16 protein-coding genes are annotated in these 20,376 nt (G+C 72.1%); 13 read left to right on the top strand and 3 right to left on the bottom strand.

Annotated features, from left to right (window positions below):
* Window positions 1-53: 53 nt before the first annotated feature.
* From ACZ4Z3_RS16300 to ACZ4Z3_RS16285, 4 genes are all read left to right on the top strand, one after another.
* Complete coding sequence (locus ACZ4Z3_RS16300) at window positions 54-1,637, top strand: sugar ABC transporter ATP-binding protein (protein ID WP_468501608.1); 1,584 nt, start codon at window positions 54-56, stop codon at window positions 1,635-1,637.
* Window positions 1,634-2,725, top strand: coding sequence for an ABC transporter permease (locus ACZ4Z3_RS16295; protein WP_468501607.1), 1,092 nt, complete (start codon window positions 1,634-1,636; stop codon window positions 2,723-2,725). Before ACZ4Z3_RS16300 ends, ACZ4Z3_RS16295 begins: the two co-directional genes overlap by 4 nt.
* The gene (locus ACZ4Z3_RS16290) at window positions 2,722-3,942 is read left to right on the top strand and encodes a substrate-binding domain-containing protein (RefSeq protein WP_468501606.1); all 1,221 of its coding nucleotides are present in this window, start codon (window positions 2,722-2,724) and stop codon (window positions 3,940-3,942) included. Before ACZ4Z3_RS16295 ends, ACZ4Z3_RS16290 begins: the two co-directional genes overlap by 4 nt.
* Window positions 3,943-4,203: 261 nt before the next feature.
* A complete protein-coding gene (locus tag ACZ4Z3_RS16285; RefSeq protein WP_468501605.1) occupies window positions 4,204-5,589 on the top strand; it encodes an LCP family protein in 1,386 nt (461 codons plus the stop codon).
* 16 nt (window positions 5,590-5,605) lie between these two features.
* On the opposite strand, the gene ACZ4Z3_RS16280 is transcribed toward ACZ4Z3_RS16285, so the two are convergent.
* Complete coding sequence (locus ACZ4Z3_RS16280) at window positions 5,606-6,436, bottom strand: DUF4394 domain-containing protein (RefSeq protein WP_468501604.1); 831 nt, start codon at window positions 6,434-6,436, stop codon at window positions 5,606-5,608.
* 346 nt (window positions 6,437-6,782) lie between these two features.
* Between ACZ4Z3_RS16280 and ACZ4Z3_RS16275 the strand changes: the two genes are divergently transcribed.
* From ACZ4Z3_RS16275 to ACZ4Z3_RS16260, 4 genes are all read left to right on the top strand, one after another.
* Window positions 6,783-7,997: a PucR family transcriptional regulator gene (locus tag ACZ4Z3_RS16275; protein ID WP_468501603.1), complete on the top strand. Its 1,215-nt coding sequence runs from the start codon at window positions 6,783-6,785 to the stop codon at window positions 7,995-7,997.
* A gap of 47 nt (window positions 7,998-8,044) precedes the next feature.
* Window positions 8,045-8,683 (top strand): phosphoribosylanthranilate isomerase, encoded by a 639-nt coding sequence (locus tag ACZ4Z3_RS16270; protein ID WP_468501602.1) that lies wholly within the window; start codon window positions 8,045-8,047, stop codon window positions 8,681-8,683.
* 151 nt (window positions 8,684-8,834) lie between these two features.
* Window positions 8,835-10,298, top strand: a complete 1,464-nt coding sequence (locus tag ACZ4Z3_RS16265) for an aminotransferase class I/II-fold pyridoxal phosphate-dependent enzyme (RefSeq protein WP_468501601.1) — start codon at window positions 8,835-8,837, stop codon at window positions 10,296-10,298.
* Between the two features lie 198 nt (window positions 10,299-10,496).
* Window positions 10,497-11,933, top strand: coding sequence for a cytochrome P450 (locus tag ACZ4Z3_RS16260; RefSeq protein ID WP_468501600.1), 1,437 nt, complete (start codon window positions 10,497-10,499; stop codon window positions 11,931-11,933).
* A gap of 7 nt (window positions 11,934-11,940) precedes the next feature.
* Here the strand turns inward: ACZ4Z3_RS16260 and ACZ4Z3_RS16255 are convergent, their stop codons facing one another.
* Window positions 11,941-12,849, bottom strand: coding sequence for an amidohydrolase family protein (locus ACZ4Z3_RS16255; RefSeq protein ID WP_468501599.1), 909 nt, complete (start codon window positions 12,847-12,849; stop codon window positions 11,941-11,943).
* Window positions 12,850-13,048: 199 nt separating this feature from the next.
* Between ACZ4Z3_RS16255 and ACZ4Z3_RS16250 the strand changes: the two genes are divergently transcribed.
* From ACZ4Z3_RS16250 to ACZ4Z3_RS16235, 4 genes are all read left to right on the top strand, one after another.
* On the top strand, window positions 13,049-14,194 hold the full coding sequence (locus ACZ4Z3_RS16250; protein ID WP_468501598.1) for an ABC transporter ATP-binding protein: 1,146 nt from the start codon (window positions 13,049-13,051) through the stop codon (window positions 14,192-14,194).
* Window positions 14,191-14,856, top strand: a complete 666-nt coding sequence (locus ACZ4Z3_RS16245; protein WP_468501597.1) for an ABC transporter permease — start codon at window positions 14,191-14,193, stop codon at window positions 14,854-14,856. Before ACZ4Z3_RS16250 ends, ACZ4Z3_RS16245 begins: the two co-directional genes overlap by 4 nt.
* On the top strand, window positions 14,853-15,542 hold the full coding sequence (locus ACZ4Z3_RS16240; RefSeq protein ID WP_468501596.1) for an ABC transporter permease: 690 nt from the start codon (window positions 14,853-14,855) through the stop codon (window positions 15,540-15,542). The genes ACZ4Z3_RS16245 and ACZ4Z3_RS16240 overlap by 4 nt, the downstream gene beginning before the upstream one ends.
* 92 nt (window positions 15,543-15,634) lie before the next feature.
* Window positions 15,635-16,555: an ABC transporter substrate-binding protein gene (locus ACZ4Z3_RS16235; RefSeq protein WP_468501926.1), complete on the top strand. Its 921-nt coding sequence runs from the start codon at window positions 15,635-15,637 to the stop codon at window positions 16,553-16,555.
* A gap of 52 nt (window positions 16,556-16,607) precedes the next feature.
* Here the strand turns inward: ACZ4Z3_RS16235 and ACZ4Z3_RS16230 are convergent, their stop codons facing one another.
* A complete protein-coding gene (locus ACZ4Z3_RS16230) occupies window positions 16,608-18,434 on the bottom strand; it encodes a protein kinase domain-containing protein (RefSeq protein ID WP_468501595.1) in 1,827 nt (608 codons plus the stop codon).
* Between the two features lie 307 nt (window positions 18,435-18,741).
* On the opposite strand from ACZ4Z3_RS16230, the gene ACZ4Z3_RS16225 reads away from it, so the two are divergent.
* Entirely contained in the window at window positions 18,742-20,130 is a 1,389-nt protein-coding gene (locus tag ACZ4Z3_RS16225; protein WP_468501594.1) for an SMI1/KNR4 family protein, read from the top strand.
* Window positions 20,131-20,376 lie beyond the last annotated feature (246 nt).

Below are 20,376 nucleotides of genomic sequence, written 5' to 3'. Positions count from 1 at the left end.
ACCAAATGCCAGGATTAGTGTGATACGTACGGTTACTATCGCTGGCGCGAGTCATGAAGAGCTCGCCAGGCCGACCCCCGGAGCTGTCCGTGCACGACGTTCACGACACCTCTGCGCAGGAGGTCCCCGCCGACGGGACGGAACCGCTGGTCCGCATCCGCGGGCTCACCAAACGGTTCGGCGGGACCCTCGCGCTGGCCGGGGTCGACCTCGACGTCCACGCCGGAAGCGTCCTCGCCCTCCTCGGACCCAACGGAGCCGGGAAGTCCACCCTCATCAAGATCCTCGCCGGCGTCCACCAGGCCGACACCGGACGGATCACCGTCGACGGACACCCCCTCGGCGGCCACGCCGCCGCCCACCGCATGTCCTTCATCCACCAGGACCTCGGCCTGGTGGAGTGGATGACGGTCGCCGAGAACATCGCCCTGAGCACCGGGTACGCCCGCCGCGCCGGGCTGATCTCCTGGCGCCGGACCCGGGAGCGCTGCACGGAGGCCCTGCGAAGCGTCGCCGGCCATCTCGACCCCGACACCACCGTCTCCCGGCTCGCCCCCGCCGAACGCTCCCTCGTCGCCGTCGCCCGCGCCCTCGCGGCACGGGCGAGGCTCATCGTGCTCGACGAGCCGACCGCCCGTCTCCCCGCCGCCGACTGCGCCCGGCTCTTCCGCGTCCTGCACACCCTGCGCGACCGCGGCCACGGCATCCTCTACGTCAGCCACCGCCTTGACGAGGTGTACGACGTCGCCGACACCTTCGCCGTCCTGCGCGACGGCCGCCTCGTCCGCCACGGCCCCCTGGCGGGCCACGCCCCCGGCAGCCTCGTCCGCGACATCACCGGCGAGGAACCCGCCGGCCACCGCCCGGCCCCGGCTCGCGCCGACGGCCCGCCCGTCCTGCTGCTCGACGGCGTACGGACCTCCGGAGCCGGACCGGTCGACCTGGACGTGAGGGCGGGGGAGGCCGTGGGCCTGGTCGGGCTCTCCGGCGCCGGACACATGGACCTCGGCCGGGCCCTCGCGGGCGCCCGCCCCCTCCTCGGCGGACGGGCCCTGCTGGCGGGCCGCCCCTACCGCCCCCGTACGGTTCCGGAGGCGGTCGCCCTCGGGGTCGCCTTCGTGCCCGGCGACCGGCAGCGGGAGGGCTGCCTCAGCGAGCTGACCGTGCGGGAGAACCTGCTGGCCAACCCGGGCGCGGCGGGCGCGACGGCGCCCCGCTGGATCCGGCCCCGCCGGGAACGCGCCGACGCCGTCGCCCTGATCGACCGGTTCGCCGTCCGGCCCCGCGACAGCGAGTCCGGCATCGCCACCCTCTCCGGCGGCAACCAGCAGAAGGTCATGCTCGGCCGCTCGCTCCGCACGGCGCCCGGTCTGCTGATCCTGGAGGAGCCCACGGCGAGTGTCGACGTCGGCGCCAAGGCCGCCATCCACCGGCTCCTCGACGACGCGCTCACCCGGGGCCTCGCCGTCCTGCTGCTCTCCACCGACTTCGAGGAGGTCGCGGGTGTCTGCGGACGCGCCCTGGTCTTCGTCCGCGGGACCGTGACGACCGAGCTGAGCGGCCCCGCCCTCACCGTCGACGCCCTCACCCGGGCGGCCTCGGCCCTGCCCCCCTCCCGAACCGCCGCGACCCCATGACGGCCCGGCCCTCCCCGCGCCCTCCGGGCCGCCGGAACCCGCTGAGCCGACCGGGCCGCTCCCGCCGCTCGGCCCGCCGCGCCGGACACCTCGCCGGCGCGTACGGACTCCTGGTCCTGACCGGCCTGCTCTACCTGGTCTTCTCTCTCGCCCTGCCCCGCACCTTCCCCACGCTGGACACCCTCGACTCGATCCTGTCCACGCAGTCGATCCCGGCCGTCCTCGCCCTGGCCGCGATGGTCCCCATCGTCACCGGGGCGTTCGACCTCTCCATCGGCTACGGCCTCGGGCTGGCGCACGTCATGGTGCTGTACCTCATCGTCGACGCGGGCTGGCCCTGGCCGCTCGCCTGCCTCGTCGTGGTCGCAGGGGGGACGGCCGTGGGCGTCCTCAACGGCGTCATCGTCGAGTTCGGCAGGATCGACTCCTTCATCGCGACGCTGGGCACCGGCAGCATGATGTACGCCGTCACCGGCTGGCTCACCGACGGCGGCCGGATCGTCCCCGGCCCGGAAGGACTGCCGGCCGCCTTCACCGACCTCTACGACTCCACCTTCCTCGGCCTCCCGGTCCCGGCCTTCTACGTCCTCGCCCTCACGGTCGCCCTCTGGGTGGTGCTGGAGCGGCTGCCGCTCGGCCGGTACCTGTACGTCGTGGGCTCCAACCCGCGCGCCGCCGACCTCGTCGGCATCCCGGTCCGCAAGTACACCGTCTGCGCCTTCGCCACCTCGGGGCTGATCGTCGGCTGCGCGGGCGTCCTGCTCGCGGCCCAGCAGCAGCTCGGCAACCCGAGCGTCGGCCTCGACTATCTGCTGCCCGCCTTCGTCGGCGCCCTCCTCGGCGCCACCGCCATCCGGCCCGGCCGCCCCAACCCCCTGGGCACCCTGGTCGCGGTCGCCGTCCTCGCCGTCGGCCTCACCGGCATCGCCCAGTTGGGCGCCGAGTTCTGGACGGTCCCGCTCTTCCACGGCGGCACCCTGCTGCTCGCCGTCGGCCTGGCGGGCTACTCCGCGCGCCGCCGACTGCGCACCGGGGCCGCCACCACCCCCGACGCCGCGGCCGTGACGCCCGAGGACGGTGGCCCATGAACCGGACCGCCCGCAGCGGCACCGAGCCCCGCACCCCTGCGCGAGGAGCCCCCGTGCACCACCACCGCACCCCCACCCCCGGCACCCGCACGGCCCGGTCCGCCGCCGCCCTCCTGCTGGCCGTGGCCGCCGCCCTGACCGGCTGCGAACGCGGCTCGTCGAGCGACTCGGGGGACTCACCCGCCACCACGGACGGCTGTCCGGCGGTCCGCGCCAGGGCCGAGGACGCCGTCGGCAGGGCGGAGCGGACCGACGTCCCCTGGCACGGGCCGACGACCGGCCCGAGAGCGGTGACGGGCAGGACCCTCGTCTTCGTCGCGCAGACCATGACGAACCCGGGCGTCGCCGGGGCCGCCGACGGTGTACGGGAGGCCGCGCGGGTGATCGGCTGGAACGTCCGGGTGATCGACGGCGGCGGCACCCCGGCGGGCATCCAGGCGGCGATGAGCGAGGCCCTCGCCCTCAGGCCGTCCGGCATCGTCATCGGCGGCTTCGACCCCAACTCGACGTCGCAGCAGGTCGCCCGCGCGAACGCGGCGGACATCCCGCTCGTCGGCTGGCACGCGGTCGCCTCCCCCGGCCCCAGCAGGCAGCCCCCGCTCTTCACCAACGTGACCACCCGCGTCGAGGCGGTGGCCAGGATCAGCGCCCAGTGGGTCATCGCGGACTCCGACGGCAAAGCCGGGGTCGTGGTGTTCACCGACGCCTCGATCCCCTTCGCCAAGCACAAGTCCGACCTGATCAGAGACGAGCTGGCCACCTGCCGGGGCGTACGGCTGCTGTCCTACGAGAACATCCCGATCCCGGACGCGAGCAGCCGCACGCCCCGAGAGGTGTCCTCGCTGCTCTCCCGCTTCCAGGACCGCTGGACCCACTCCGTGGCCATCAACGACCTGTACTTCGCCGACGCCGCCCCGGCGTTCCGTGCCGCCGGGCGGAAGGGCTCGGGGCCGCCCCTCAACATCGGTGCGGGGGACGGCGATCCGTCCGCGTTCCAGCGCATCGACAGCCGCCGGTACCAGGCGGCCACCGTGCCCGAGCCGCTGTCCCTCCAGGGCTGGCAGATCGTCGACGAGTTCAACCGCGCCTTCTCCGGCAACCCCGCCAGCGGATATGTGGCCCCCGTGCACATCGCCACCGCCGACAACAGCGAGGGCGCCACCACCTGGAACCCGTCCGGCTACCAGGAGGCGTACCGGCAGATCTGGGGCAGGTGACAGCCCCGTCGCACGGACGCGACGTCAGTCCTCGACACGGAGGTCGAAGTGGACGCGGTCGCCGTCCAGGGTGATGTAGCCCTCGCCTCGGCGTCCCTGTAGACGCCGGTTCCGGGGGGCGTGGCCGGCGGGGCGGGTGAGCCGAGTTGGGCGTCCTTCCGTATCTCTCCAGGGATAGAGTCCTCGGGTTCGGTGATCACAAGTGCCGGGCGTGGAGAGTCAGTCGACCGGCCGGATGCGGCCGAGGCGGGGGGAACGCCGGTGGGTGGTACGGGAAGGCGGCGTGCCGGGATCGGGAGCGGGGGAACGCGGCTCACGCGGCGGGGCAGGATCGTCAGCTGGGTCGCGGGCGTGTCCGCGGTGGTCGTGCTCGGTGTCGCGGGGGTCGGCGCCTGGGTGTACAAGGACCTCGACAACAACATCACGGCCGCAGACGTCGACAACAAGCTCGGCGGGAACCGTCCGGTGAACCTCAGCCCCGGGTCGAAGAACATCATGGTCGTCGGCTCGGACAGCCGTGAGGGGAAGAACGCCAAGTACGGCCGGGACCTGACCACCATGCAGTCGGACACCCTGATGGTGCTGCACCTCCCCGCGAACCGGAAGTGGGCGACCGTGGTGTCGTTCCCCCGTGACTCGTGGGTCGAGATATCGGCGTGCGAGAAGGGCGGCGGCGGCACCTCGGGCCCGCACCGGGCCAAGATAAACGAGGCGTTCGCGATCGGCGGCTCCACCGGCGAGGTCGCCGGGGCCGCCGCCTGCTCGATCCGGACGGTCGAGGCCAACACCGGGCTGCGCATCGACCACTTCATGTCCGTCGACTTCTCGGGCTTCAAGGGGATGGTCGACGCCCTGGAGGGCATAGAGGTCTGCCCCGAGCAGGCCATCCACGACGAGAACGCCCTCCTCGACATGGAACCCGGCTGCCAGACCGTCAAGGGCGAGACCGCCCTCGGTTACGTCCGCACCCGCTACGCCGTCGGCGACGGCTCGGACATCGGGCGCATCGGGCGCCAGCAGGAGTTCATGGAGGCCCTCGCCGCCAAGGCGAAGTCCAAACTGACCAGCCCCGGCGCGCTGTACGACTTCATGCAGTCCGCCACCAAGTCCCTCACCACGGACAAGGACCTCGCGGGCATCGACCCGCTCTACGACCTGGCCTCCGAACTGAAGGGCATCCCCAGCGACCGGCTGACCTTCCTGACGGTCCCCAACTACCCGCGTGAGGCGGACGTTCCGAGCGACCGCGCCAACGTGGTCTGGCAGTACCCGTACGCGGCCGATCTGTTCACCTCCCTCGCCAAGGACCGCGAGGTCGAGAAGAAGCAGTTCCAGACCAGGGCCAAGGAGGGCCTCGTCTACGCCTCGAACGTACGGGTGCAGGTCCTCAACGGCACCGGGGTCACGGGGCGCGCCGCCGCCGTCGCCGAGAAGCTGCGCGCGGCCGGGATCACCGTCGTCGGTACGGGCAACGCCCCCGAGACCACCGCGAGGACGACGGTCGCCTACCCGCCGGATCTGGCGAAGCAGGCGAAGGTCCTCACCTCGCGCCTGCCCGACGCCCGGGCCGCCGAGGACGCGGGCGCCGCGCAGGGCGTGGTCACCCTCGTCGTCGGAACGGACCTCGACCCCGCCGCCCTGCGGTGACCCGGACGGGAAGGGGTCAGCTGCCGGTGAGGCTGATCGCCAGATCGGTGATGTTCAGCGGGAACTGACGGATCGGCGTCGCCTGGCCGGTGAGGAGTTCGACGGTGTAGAGCGTCGGGTTGCCCGCACCCGACGGGGTGAGGGAGGCGAAGGCGGCGTTGTCGACCGTCCGGCCGCCGCTCAGCGTGCTGTAGATGTCCATGCCGGCCTTCAGCTGGGCGTCGATGCCGAGGCTGCCGGTTGGGGCGAGCGTGCCGTTGTTGGCGGGGGACTGGATCACGACCTGGTCGGTGTTCGTGTTGACGTCGAACAGAGTGGTAGCGGTCGCCGCGTTGAGGTCGTTGTTCGTGTAGGCGGCGGCGGTGACACCCTTGGTCGTGCCCTCGATGGGCGGGGTGGTGAGGTTCAGGTCCTGGATGGTCGAGTGGTCGTTCAGGTTGTGCCGCAGGTTCTGGCCGTTGTCGCTGATCACCCGCAGCCGGTCGGCCGCCGGGTTGAAGTCGACGCCGAACGTGCTGCCGTTCAGCGCGTACTGGAGCTGGGACACCTTGGTGACCATGACGTCCTGGCCGGTCGTCGGGATCTTGATCGTGTAGATGCCGCCCTTGTTGCCGACGCCGTACAGCAGTCCGTCCTGCACCCGGAAGTCGATGCCGACCAGGGCCGTGTCGCCGCTGAGCCCGACGACGGCCCTGACCCAGTTGAGGATGTCGGGGCGGTCGGTCGTGAACGTGGCCATCACCGTGCCGTCGCCGGTGATCCCGAACGCCCGCAGGCTGGGCACGGCGGCGGGGGCGGCCGAGGCGGAGCCCGGAGCGCTCAGCAGAAGCGCCGTCGACGTGGCCATGACCGCTGCCGCCGCCGCGATTCTCTTTCGGATACTCGCTTTCACGGTGTGTCCCTCCCGTTTCGGTGGTGCGCCGGTGCCCGGCGCGCAGGCTGAGAGATTTCCGGACCGAATCCCGTTTTGATTCCCCCGGTGATTGCGGGACGCGGGCCGGAATCGGTCCCCATTAAGCCGACTTCACAGGGCCTCCACAAGTGGAGTCGATGGGCGAGAACGCCCTGATCCGGGAATTTTGCGCACTGTGACAAAAGCGCCGCAGGTATCCCGGCATGGGCTTTGCGCACAGTGATGAAGGGGTCCGGAACCCGTCTGTCGGCCGGTTCCTGCGGAATGGGATGCTCCTGCCATGGGGAGCCTCTTCGCCGAACTGGCCCGGCAGGCGTCGACCAACGCCCGCCGGGAGGTCGAGACGTACGCGCGTGAGATTCCGGAGTTCGCGATCCTGGACACGAACCGGCGAGCCAGGGCCGAGACGCTGGACTACGCGGTGTGGCTCCGTCGACGTACCGTCGAACTCTCCCCGGACAACGACCAGTTGAGCGACACCGACCTCGACTCCATCTCTTTCATGGGCGAGGTGCGGGCCGATGCGGGAATGTCACCCTCTTCGCGACAGCAAGTACTGCGCCTGCACACCGCGCTCATGCTGCGCGAGATCAACGAGGCGATCGAGGCGCAGCGCGGCGGCGGAGTGGAAGAACTCATGCGGATGATGAGCTGGTTCGCCCCGCAGGGGGAGCGGGGAATAAGCGCCTACCAGCAGGGTTTCGTGACGGTGATGAGACGCCGTTTGCCGTACGTCGAGCAAATCGACCTGCTGGCCCGGTCACTGCTCACCGGTGATCCCATGGCGGCCGAACTCGCCGCCGTCACGGGCACGGAACTGCCCGAATTCTGCGCGGTGACGGTGATCCGGGCCCCCGACCGCCCCGCCGACGACAGCGCCCTGGACGCCGACGTCGAGATACTGGTGAAAACCCACCACGTACTGGTCACCCGCTCCACGGAGAACGGTGAAAAGGACGGTGAACTGATCGTCCTGGTGCCGTTGTCCCGGGACCTCGCCGAGACCACTCCGGCGCACTCCGTGCCCGACCTCGTCGCCACCCCCGTACGGGATCTAGCCCGGGCCGTCGGCCGGCCCTGTGCCGTCGGCACCGCCGCCGCGCCGGTCGCCGAGCTGGCCGGTGCCCTCGACCGGGCCCGGCGGGTCAGCCGGGCGGCCCCGCTGCGCCCGGTGTCCGAGCGGCTGCGGCCCTACACCGTGGCCGACGTGTTCACCGAGGTCGCCGTCGCGGACGTGCCCTTCGTCGACGAATGGCTCCGCGCCTTGGTCGACCGGCTGGAGCCGGGCCCCGACCTCCTCGTCACCCTCGACGCGTACTACCGCCACGACATGCACCGCGGTGCCACGGCCGCCGCCCTCAACGTGCACACGCGCACCCTGGACTACCGCCTGCGCCGGGTACGGGAACTCACCGGCATCGACCCCGGCTCCACCCGGGGGGTCCGCGTCCTCAGCTCGGTCGTCACCCGGCGGCTGTCCGGGGCGTGGGACTGAGCCGCACACCCTCCGGGCAGGGAGGTCGCGGTCCGTGGGCGCCCCCGATGAGGCAGTCTGGGGCGGTGAGCAACTCCAGTGACTCCCTTTTCATCAAGATCTGCGGGCTGCGGACCGAGGAGGACGTCGACGCGGCCGTCGAGGCGGGCGCCGACGCCATCGGATTCGTCCTCACCGCCAGCCCGCGCCGCGTCGACGCGGCCACCGCCGCCCGGCTGTCCCGCCGGATCCCCGAGCACGTCCTCACCGTCGGAGTCTTCCGCGGGGAGAGCCTGGACGAGGTACGGTCCCTGGCCGCCGAGTCGGGCATCCGCGCCGTACAACTGCACGGATCGGAGGACCGCGGCTACTACGACGCGCTGGCGGCGGACAACCGCACGCTGATCCGCGCCGCCGCGTTCGGCGACTCCGTGCCGCGCTGCGGCGAGATGGGCGAGGACATGCTGCTGCTCGACGCGCCCGTACCGGGCTCCGGCATGGCCTGGGACTGGTCCCGGATGCCGGTCGCCGACCCCGGTGACAAGTGGCTCCTCGCCGGGGGCCTGACCCCCGACAACGTACGGAACGCCGTCGACACCGCCCGGCCCTGGGGCGTCGACGTGTCCAGCGGCGTCGAGCGGAGCCGAGGCGTCAAGGACCCCGCCCTGATCACCGCCTTCGTGAAGGCCGCCCGCGGCGGGCGGTGACCCTCCGGCCCCGGCTGCGGGGGCGGGCCGCCCGGCGATGCGGTGATCGGCACGTTTCGCGGGCCCCCCACGTGCAACCCGGTGGGTGTACGTGCGCAGGGCCGCGCGGTGCCGAGGCGCGCCGCGCGGACGGGACCCATCTGGAGGAGCCATGGACCACTCGCGGGTACCCGTGCTGGAGGCGCTGCAGGAGTTCCGGCGACGCGGCGACACGGTGTTCGGGCCGCCGGGACACCGGCAGGGCCGCGGTGTGGACCCGCGGGTCGCGGAGATCGTCGGCCTCGACGTCTTCCGCTCCGACGTCCTCTCCCTCAACGGGCTGGACGACCGCCGTCAGTCGCAGGGCGTCATCAGCCAGGCACAGGAACTGATGGCCGACGCCGTCGGCGCCGAGCACGCCTTCTTCTCCACCTGCGGCAGCTCCCTGTCGGTGAAGACCGCCATGCTCTCCGTGGCCGGCCCCGGCGAGAAGATGCTGCTCTCCCGCAACGCCCACAAGTCCGTCATCGCGGCCGTCGTCGTCAACGGGGTCGAACCGATCTGGGTCCACCCCAAGTTCGACACCGAACGGCACATCGCCCACCCCCCGGAGCCGGACGACGTACGCCGCCGTCTGGAGCAACACCCGGACGCCAAGGGCATGCTGCTGATCACCCCCACCGACTGGGGAACCTGCGCCGACATCCGGGGCGTGGCCCGGGTGTGCCACGAGTACGACGTCCCGCTCATCGTCGACGAGGCTTGGGGCGCCCACCTGCCGTTCCACCCCGCGCTGCCCGCCTGGGGCATGGACGCCGAGGCCGACCTGGTGGTCACCAGCGTCCACAAGATGGGCGGCGCCGTGGAGCAGAGCTCCGTGTTCCACCTCCAGTACGACCGGGTCTCGCCGGAGGCCCTCAAACAGCGCGAGGACCTGCTCGGCACCACCAGCGCCTCGTCGCTGGTGTTCGCGACGCTCGACGGCTGGCGCCGCCAGATGGTCCAGCACGGGCACGACCTCCTGGAGGCGGCGGTGCGCCGCGCCGAAAGGATCCGGGCCACCGCCGGTGAACTGCCCGGCCTGCGACCGATGGGCCAGGAGATCGTCGACGAGGGCCTCGCCGCCGAGTTCGACCCGCTGAAGCTGGTCATCGACGTACGGGAACTGGGCATCAGCGGGATGCAGGCCGCCGAGTGGCTGCGGACCCACCGCCATGTGGACGTCGGCGGGTCCGACACCTGCCGGATCAGCGCCTCCATCAACCACGCCGACGACGACGAGACCGAGAAGATCCTGCTGGACTCCCTGCGCGCCCTCGTCGAGAGCGCCGACACCATCGAACGGCAGCCACCGGTCCATCTGCCCGAGGCGTCGGCACTGGAGCTGGAGCAGGCGATGCTGCCGCGGGACGCGTTCTTCGCCGAGGTCGACCATGTGCCCGCCGAGCGGGCGGCGGGCCGCATCGCCGCCGAGATGATCAGCCCGTACCCGCCGGGCGTCCCCGTGATCGCCCCCGGCGAGGTGATCACCGACGAGGTCCTCGACTACCTGCGCAGCGGCGTCGAGCACGGCGTCCTCATCCCGGACGCGGCCGACCAGACGGTCAGGACCCTGCGGGTGGTGGCACGGCACTGACGGCCTCGCACGGGGAGACCGGACGCACGTCGGCACCGGGGCGCCGCGACCTTTGGCGGCGCGTGACCCCTTTGTCGTGTCCTTGTCTGTGAATCCGGCTACCCGTCGTTCTCCGACGGGTTGGCCTGGGGTAAGGTCCCCACCGGTTCCGGCTACCGACTGAAGGTGCGCCGGTACGGGGAGTGTCGGAGGGGCGGCATGGCGGTGGAATCCCAGACGGGTGAGGGCGGGTCCGTGGACGCGGACGACCGGCGGTTGGAGGCGTTGGATCCCCAACCGCTGCTGACCCGGGACTACGAGATGCGCCCCTCCCTCGTGTACGAGCGGCTGCGGCAACGGCACGGCGCGGTCGCGCCGGTCGATCTGCTGGGCGTCCCCGCCTGGCTGGTCCTCGGCTACAAGGAGTCCCTGGAGGTCCTCCAGGACGACGACGGCTGGCCCAAGGGACTGGAGAACTGGCGGGCCCGCTCGGAGGGCCGGGTGCCCGCCGACTGGCCGCTCGGCCCCTCCCTGGAGGTCAACCACGTACTGATCCAGGGCGGCGCCGGGTACAAGCCGCTGCGGACCGCGTGGGACACCGCGCTCCGGCCGTTCCAGGACCCGCGCCACGCCCAGGCCAAGCGGCTCAAGACGGCCGTCACCGCCTGCGCCGACGACCTGATCACCCTGGTGGGCCAGGCCGGCGGTACGGGCCTGGCGGACCTGTCCGCCCAGTTCTCCCGGCCGCTGCCGCTGATGGCGGCCAGCCACCTCCTCGGCTTCCCCGGCTCCCAGGGCGACGACGCGCTCATGGACATGTGGCGGGTGCTGGACGCCGGCCCGGACGCCGAGCCCGCCCTGGAACGCCTCCTGGCGGCCCTCGCCGACCTGGCGGCGCAGAAGCTCAAGACCCCCGGGGACGACTTCCCCTCCTACCTCCTCGCCGCGCACCCCGGCCTCACGCTCGACGAACTGGCCCGCGAGCTGTTCATGCTGCTGGGCATGACCTCCGACCACGTCGGCATCCTCATCTCCAACACCGTCGTCGAGGTCCTCTCGGGCGAGGGCAGCATCCGCGCCAGCCTGTCCGCCGGCATGGTCCGGGAGACCATGAACCGCGTGGTCATGCGCAAGCCGCCGCTGGTGAACTTCGTCCCGCGCTTCGCGGCCAAGGACACCCCGCTCGGCAACTACACCATCCGCGCGGGCGACCCGGTCTGGGTCTCCTCCGCCGCCGCGCACGCCGACCCCGTCTTCGCCGGCCACGCGGCGACGAACACCACGGTCAGCACCCGTGCGCACCTCTCCTGGGGCGCCGGCCGCCGCCAGTGCCCCGCCCGCGAGCTGGCCTCCACCGTCGCGGCGGTCGGCGTAGGCCGCCTGTTCGAGCGGTTCACCGATCTGGAGCTGGCGCTGCCCGTCGACCAACTCCCCTGGCGTTCCTCGCCGTTCATGCGCGGCCTGCGCTCACTGCCCGTCCGTTACACCCTGGCCCCGACCCCCGAGCCGTCCACGGCCGAACCCGGGGAGACGGACCTCGCGGGGGAGGCGGTGACGGACCCGGGGGCGGCCGGGTCGGTGGCACGGGACCGTTCCGCCCGGCAGCGTTCGTCGCTGTGGCGCTATCTGACGGGCCTGATCCGCACCGGTCGTTGACCGCGGTTCAGTCCTCGCCCGTGAGCAGCCGCCGCGGATTGGCGATACGGAAGGCGTACGCCGCCGCTCCCCCCAGGCCGAAGCCGGGGTGGAGCGGCGGCTCCGCGTAGGGCCGGTCGGAGCCCTGGACCACCGCGTCCACCCCGAGGGCCCGCACGACCGAGTCCACGGCGGTGGGGCCGTACGACGACGTCTCCACGAACACCCGCGCGTCCGTCCCCGCGAGCCCCGCGTCACCACGGGCGGCGAAGCGCTCCCCGTGCAACGGCGCCAGCCCGGCCAGCAGGGCGAAGCACACCCGCAGCCGGGGATGGCGGGGCCGGCCGAAGGCACGGAAGGCGAACCACGCGGCGTGCATCTGCTGCACGTACGGCACCATCGCCGGCCACCACCCCGGCCCCTCGGCGCCCGCCTTCCCCGCCGGGCCGGGATGCACGAACAGCGGGAGGTCGCGGTCCTCCAGCAGGTCGAGCAGCGGGGCGCAGCGGGCGTAACCGGCCGCGTCGGCGAGGGCGTCGGCCGGCAGCTGCAGACCGGCGAACCCACCCCGGTCGAGGTCCTCGGCGGCCCCGACCGCGTCGACGTCCCGTACACAGGCGGCGGCCCACGCCCCGAACGGCTCGGGGAGAGCGGCGGCGCCCTCGTGGTAGGCGTCGAGCAGGGGACGCGCCTGCTCCGCGGGCAGCCACTCGACGCCGAGCGGGGAGGACAGCGAGACGAGGGCCCGGCCGAGGCCGTCTGCGGCGGCGAGCTCCGCACGCCGGGCGACGTCATGGGCGGCGGGCGCCACCTCGTAAGGTGGCTCCCCGTCCAGGAACAGGGTCCAGCCGTCCATGAACGGCGGCTCCCGGCGGGACCGCAGGGCCGCCACCAGCGAGGGGGTCCACAGATGCTGGTGCACGTCGACGTTGGTCATGATGACTCCAGGAAAGCACGGCCGCCCCGTCGGCGGCCGTGGCATACGAAGGGGAATATAAGTCGACGAATCCTCATGTTCCGGACGTCCCCCGGACCGGCATCGTGTGAACGTAACGTGCCGTTCATGAAAGTCCATTGACTGTCATTCAGTCACGGACAACTGTGCATGAGCATATGCAGTCGGGTGAGGGGCACTCTTGATCAGATTCGACGCGGTGAGCAAGAAATATCCGAACGGTACGACAGCCGTCGACGAGGTCACGGTGGAGCTCGCCGAGGGCGCCATCACGATCCTCGTCGGACCCTCCGGCTGCGGCAAGACGACCACCCTCAGGATGATCAACCGCATGGTGGAACCCACGGCCGGCACCGTCAGTCTGCGCGGCCGTGACATCCGCGAGGTCGACGCGCCCGAGCTGCGCCGCGGCATCGGCTACGTGATCCAGCACGCGGGACTCTTCCCGCACCGCACGGTCCTCGACAACATCGCGACCGTGCCGCTGCTCCTCGGCTGGGGCAGGAAGAAGGCTCGGGCCCGGGCGGCCGAGCTGCTCGAACTGGTGGGGCTGCCCGCCGAGATGGCGAAGCGCTATCCCAACCAGCTCTCCGGCGGGCAGCAGCAGCGCGTCGGCGTGGCCAGGGCACTGGGCGCCGACCCGCCGGTGCTGCTCATGGACGAGCCGTTCAGCGCGGTCGACCCCATCGTGCGGGGCGAACTCCAGGCCGAGTTCGCCCGGCTGCAGAAGGAGCTCCACAAGACGATCGTGTTCGTCACCCATGACATCGACGAGGCGATCAGACTCGGCGACCGCATAGCCGTGTTCCGGGAAGGCGGCAGGCTCGCCCAGTTCGACACCCCGGAGCGGCTGCTCGCCGACCCCGCGGACGACTTCGTCGCCGGATTCGTCGGTCAGGACCGGGGCATCCGCCGGCTGTCCTTCGTCCAGGCCGGCGGACTACCGCTGCGCGACGGCCCGGTTCTGCCGGTCACCTCGCCCGTGACCGAGGCCCGCGCCCTGGACGAGCCCTGGGTGCTCGTCGTCGACGCCGCGCGCAGGCCCCTCGGCTGGACCCCGGTCGCCGACCTGCCGAGAAGCGGCACCCTCGCGGACGCCGCCCTGGTGCCGCTCGGCCACACCTTCAGCCTGGTCGGGGACTCGGCGCGGGCCGCCCTCGACTCGGCCCTGCTGTCGCCCGCACGACTCGCGGTGGGCGTGGACGCCGACGGCGCGGTCGTCGGCGTGGCCGACGCCCATGAGCTGACCGCCGGGGCGGCTCCCGCGAGCCGTACGGACGCGGCCGGGAGCCCGGTGGCCGCCAAGAGCACGGGCGGTGACCGATGAGCGACGGGGAACCGCTGGTCCGGTGGCAGTGGATAGCCGACCACGCCGCCGAACTGGCCGACTACACCGCCCTCCACCTGAGACTCGGTCTGCTGCCGGTGGTGTTCGGGCTGCTCGTCTCGGTGCCGCTGGGCATCCTCTGCCACCGCAGTCGCCGGCTCTACCCGCCGGTCCTGACCGTGGCGAACATCCTGTACTCGATTCCGTCGCTGGCCCTGTTCATGGTCTTCGTCCGCTACACGGGGTTGACCGAACAGACGGTGATGATCCCGCTGACGCTGTACACGCTGTCGGTGCTCGTGCCCAACGTCGTCGACGGCCTCGCCTCGGTCCCCGAACCGGTCCGGCTCGCCGCGACCGCCATGGGCTTCGGCACCGTCCGCCGTGTCCTCCAGGTCGAACTGCCCATCGCCGTACCCGTCGTCATCGCCGGCGTGCGCGTCGCCGCGGTCTCCTCCATCAGCCTCGTCGCCGTCGGCCAGCTCATCGGCCAGGGCGGCCTCGGCTACTACATCACCCGCGGCCTCCAGCTCGACTTCCCGACGCCGATCGTCACCGCCATCGTGCTGATCATGCTGCTGGCGCTCGCCACCGACGCGCTGCTGGTCCTCGCGCAGCGACTGCTCACCCCCTGGTCCCGGAGCAGGGTGACGACGGCATGAACGACTTCCTCAACCAGATCCGGCTCGTGGCGGACTGGCTGACCTCGTCGGCGCAGTGGCACGGCGACGAGGGCATCCCCGCACGACTCCTGGAACACCTCACCTACAGCGGTCTGTCGCTGCTGTGCGCCGCCCTGATCGGGCTGTCGGCCGGGCTGCTCGTCGGGCACACCGGGCGCGGGGCGTTCGCCGTGGCGAGTGTCGCGAACCTCGCCCGCGCGATCCCCACCTTCGGACTTGTCGTCCTCGTCGTGACGCTCGCCGGGCTCAGCACCGCGCCGGTGCTTGTCGCCCTGGTCGCGCTCGCGGTGCCGCCGATCCTCATCAACACCTTCGAGGGTGTCCGGGGCGTGGACCCGGCCACCCGGGACGCCGCGCGCGGTGTCGGCATGACCGAGTGGGAGGTCCTGGTGAAGGTGGAGGTGCCGATGGCGCTGCCGCTGATCCTGCTGGGCCTGCGGGTGGCCGCGATCCAGGTCGTGGCCACCGCGACCGTCGCCGCCTACCCGGGGCTCGGCGGCCTCGGCCGCTTCATCGTCGACGGGCTCTCCCGCAACGACTACGAGCTGGTCATCGGGGGCTCCGCGGTCGTGGTCGCCCTGGCGCTCGTCGTGCAGGCCGCGTTCACCGCGCTGGGGCGGGCAGTCGTCTCACCGGGGCTGAGGGTCTCGGCGCCGAAATCCTGAACTCCGTCGGTCTCCCGCACTCCGGCGTTCTCTCGACTCCCGCGTTCTTCCGCGCCCTTCGGGCCATGAGAAAGGAAACATCCATGCGAGGCATGTACCGAGGCGTCGCCTTCGGCCTGATCACCGCCCTGTCCCTCACCGCCTGCGGCGGCGGGGGCGGCAGCGACGACAATCCGCTGACGGGCGACAGCGGTGGCGGCGGCTCCTCCCTGGTCGTCGGCTCGGCCAACTTCCCCGAGAACCAGCTGCTCGCCGAGATCTACGCGCAGGCCCTGGAGGGCAAGGACCTCAAGGTGACCCGCAAGTTCGACATCGGGGCCCGCGAGGTCTACTACGACCAGATCGTCAAGGGCGGTATCGACGTCTTCCCGGAGTACAACGGCGCCCTGCTGTCGGTGGCCGTCGACAAGAACAGCACCGCGACCGGCACCGAGGAGATCAACGCCGAACTGAAGGCCAAACTCCCGAAGTCGGTGGAGATACTCGACTCCGCCGCGGCCGAGGACAAGGACTCGGTCACGGTGACCGCGAGCACGGCGAAGAAGTACGACCTGAAGACCCTCGCCGACCTCAAGCCCGTCGCGGGCGACCTGACCCTCGGGGCCGGTTCGGAGTTCAAGACCCGCACCCAGGGAGGAGTCGGTCTGAAGAAGGTCTACGGCGTGGAGTTCGGCAAGTTCCAGCCGCTCGACGCGGGCGCCCAGACCACCCTCGTGAAGCTCCTCAAGGACGACAAGGTGCAGGCCGCCAACCTGTACACCACCGACCCCGCCATCGTCCAGGACGAACTGGTCGTCCTGGAAGACCCGAAGAACCTCTTCTCCTCGCAGAACGTGACGCCCCTCGTCTACAAGAAGGCCGTCGACGCCAAGGCCAGGGAGGCGCTCAACGCGGTTTCCGCGAAGCTCACCACCGAGGACCTGCTGGAGATGATGAAGAAGCTCGTCAACGACAAGGAGGACGCGAGCGTCGTCGCCGAGGAGTGGCTGAAGAAGTCCGGCCTCACCGGCTGACCGCCCGGCACCCCCGCACCCTCACTCAGGGGGTGCGGGGGGTGCGGGACCCTCACTCCGGGCTGCGCAGCGCGGACCAGGTCCTGCGGTTGACGACACCGTTCGCTTTCAGTCCCACGGCGTTCTGGAACTCCTCGACGGCTGCCTCCGTCCCGCTGTCGAACTCGCCGTCCACGCCGACGCCGTACCCGCGCTTGCTCAGGATGCACTCCACCTGGAAGACCCGCTTGCCGCTGTCGCCGAGACGGGTGCGGCCGTTGCCCGAGTAGTACGTGCAGTCCGTGAGCCAGGCCGGATCACCGGAGTCGGCCGGCGGGTCGCTGGGGGTCGGTCCGGGGTCGTCCGGGGCGTCGGAGCCGTCGTCGACCGGGGTGTCCGGATCGGTGCCGGCGGCCCGGTCGTCCTCGGCGGGCGCGGAGGCGTCGGGGCGTGCCGACGTACCGTCGATGGCCGCACTGTCGTCCTTGTCCTTGCCCTTCTCCTTGCCGGACACCTCCGAGAGCGAGGAGCCGTGGCCGTCCGGAACGGGGGCGCCCTTCGACTTCGCGGACGTCGACGGGGAGACCGCGTCGTCGGGTGCGCTCTTCCCGGTCGACCAGGTGCCCGCCTCCGGGGTGGCGGCACCGGAGGAGTCCGGGCGGGTGAGGACGAAGACGCCCGCGGCCACCGCGCAGAGCGCGACACCGGCGCCGCCGACCGCCAGCGCCCGTTTGCGGCGCGTCCGGGTGGGCGCCGCCGGGTCTAACGCAGCCCGGCCGCCCGCGGGGGCGGCGGCCGCCTCCTGCGAGGGTCGGGCGGAGTCGGCCGCGGCGGGCCGGGGATCGTCGGCGGCGGGCCCGGTTGCCTCGGCGGCGGGCGCCGCTGCCTGCTCCGCCGCGTCGTCGGCGGCCGGGAAGGCGGGCGCCTGGACGAGGGGCAGCCGGCACAGCGCCTCGTACGCCTGCTGCCGGACGAGCACCATGCCGCCCAGCGGCTCGGGCCAGTCGAAGGTGCCGGACGGGCCGGTACGGGGCCCCGCCGTCCGGACCAGGTCCTGCGGTGTGGGCCGGCGACCCGGCTCCTTGGCGAGACAGGACCACAACAGCGTGGCGAGGGCCTCGTCGGACTCGGCGAGCTCCCGGATCACCTTCGCGTTGGGCTCCTCGAAGGCGACCCGGTGCATCACGTCGACCCCGGTGCCGTCGCCGAACGGGGCGGTTCCCGTCGCCGCGTAGACCAGGGTGCAGGCAAGCGAGAACACGTCGGAGGGCGTTTCGCACTCACCGGTGCGCAGGTACTCCGGTGACATGTAGGCCGGCGTGCCCACCCGGTTGCCCGTCCCGGTGATCGCGCTCGCGTCGGCGGCCTTCGCGATGCCGAAGTCGATGACGTGGGCGCGCCGGGCGGAGACCAGGACGTTGGAGGGCTTCAGGTCCCGGTGCACGATCCCCGCGTCCGAGAGGTCGGCGAGTGCCTGCCCCAGCTCCGCCAGGAGCCGCCAGACGGCGGCGGTCCGCAGCGGCCCCTCCTCGTTCACGGCGTCCGCGAGATCGACGCCGGGAAGGTACTCGGTGGCCATCCACAGCAGTTCGTCCTCGAACCCCGTGCCGCACAGTTTCGGCATGTGCGCGGTGCGGACCCGGCCGTGCACGGCCGCCTCGCGCTCGAAGCGGCGCCGGAACCGGACGTCCTCCGCGTACTCGGGCCTGATCACCTTGACGGCGACGAGCTCGGTCCCGCCGTCCGCGGGGCGCCCCAGATAGACGCGCCCCATCCCCCCGCTGCCGAGCAGCCCCAGCGACACATACGGGCCGATACGGCCCGGATCGCCGGGGCGCAGAGGAAGGGCGCCCGTCTTCCGCAGCGCCGGAGCCTCGTCTGCCGTCGAGCGCGGTGGCACCGGCCGCTGGTCTGACACAACACCCCCGAAGTCACGTTCCGCGTACGTCAGTTCGCTTACGGAAGTCGAGGCTAGCTCAGCCGGGCGTCATGTACGCGGTTTCTGTCACTTCCGTATCACTGTCGTACCCGAACCGACAGGTCCGATCCGACGTACGGTGCCCGTCAGGTCGGTGAACGGCTCGACCGCATCCGGCCGGGCCCACCGGGGGCGTCCCCGTCACCCGGTACGCGGCCGGGTCGGCGTCCCCGATGATCTCCAGGCGATAATCGCCGGGCCCCGCTCGACGGAACCACCGGAGGTCCTCTTGTCCCCGCTCCACGACTTCACCACGTGGGAACCGCTGTTGAGGGTGGTGCGGGACGGCAACGAGCGGGCGGCGGCCGGCCACCAGGTGGCCGGGCAGATCGGCCGGGGCGCCTGGAGCGTGCCCGTGCGGCGGCGCTCCCCGAAGCCGGGGCGGGCGTCCCAGATCGAGGACATGCGGGACGAGTTCGACGCGGTACGGCGGGTCCAGGACGCGCTCGCCGCCACCGGCATCGACGGGGTCTCGTTCACCGCGGCGATCGCGCCCACCGGCACCGCCGTGCTCCGGCTCCTCGGGCCGAGCCCCGCCGTGGAGTCCGGCGTCGGCAGCCCGCACCCCGGCTCGCTGCTCCTGGTCGAGGGCGCCCTCCCGGAGCCCTGGCGCCGCCTGCCCGACCCCGTCCCCGGCGCCGCCCCGGCCCCTACCGCGGACCTGGAGCCGCTGGAGCGGGAACTGCGCGAGCGGATGCCCGGGGCCATCGGTGCCACGGACGAGGAGATCGCCGCCGCCGAGAAGCGCCTCGGCGTCACCCTGCCCGACGAACTCAAGGTGCTGTACCGGGTGACGCGGGCCCGCTGGCAGGACCACGCCGAGGACGACGCGGCGGCCGAGCGGGAGTACGAGGCGGTCGGCTGCGAACTGTTCTCCCTGGACGACCTGTATGTGGCCGACGTGGCCTCCCGGCCCTCCCTGTGGCGGTTCGCCGCGAAGGAGGCGGTCGTCACCCCGCCCGGCGCCGCGGTGCAGGGACTCGTCGGCTCGCCCGGCTGGATCGCCTTCGGTGACAACGGCGGCGGCGACCGCCTCGCGGTCGACCTGACCCCCGGACCGGGCGGACACGTCGGGCAGATCGTCATCCTGAGCCATGAGGAGAACATCGGCGCCGGCCTGGTAGCCGACTCCCTCACCGACCTGGTGCTGCGCGGGCCCCGTCAGGACCGCCGCCGTCGCGCCGACGACGGGCCGCCCGTGGTGGCCCACGTCAACTTCCGCGGTGTGCCGGGCGTCGAGGCCGCCGCCCACCCCGGACTGGAGGTCCTCAGCATCGGCGTCTGGGAGGACGAGCCGCTCAGTCTCGCCCCCGTCGTCGGACTGCCCCGCCTGCGCACCCTCGCCGCCTACCCCGGCACCCTCGCCGACCCGCTGGAGATCAGCCGGCTCACCGGGCTGGAGTACCTCCAACTCTGCCCCGAGGACTGGCGCGTGCTCCTCGACGCCGGAGCGGTCCCGCGCACCCTGCTCGCCGCCTCCGTCGAGCCCCGCCACGACGCCGACCCGCTGCCCGTCGTCGACCTCGCCAACGAGATCCTCGCCCTCTGGAACCGCCCGCCGATCATCCGGACCCGCGTGGAGGGCGACCTCGGACCGATCGACCGGGACGCGATCTGAACTCCGCCGACGCCCAGTCCGCCTGCGCGTGGTGCTGTTCGCGCAGTTCCCCGCGCCCCTGAGAAGCGGCCGGGGCCGCGCCCCGTGCTTTTCAAAGCCACGCGCACCGCATACGAAACCGGCCATCCGCTCGGCGTTCGATGGCACTGTGGGACAGGGATCGGCCGTGTCCTTCGCCGAGGATTCGATCCCTTCCTCCATATCAGTCCGAAAAATACTGGCACTCAGTGACACGACTCTCATGGC

This window comes from Streptomyces sp. NPDC030296 (genome assembly GCF_055572815.1).
This window is presented reverse-complemented; position numbering and strand designations above follow the sequence as displayed.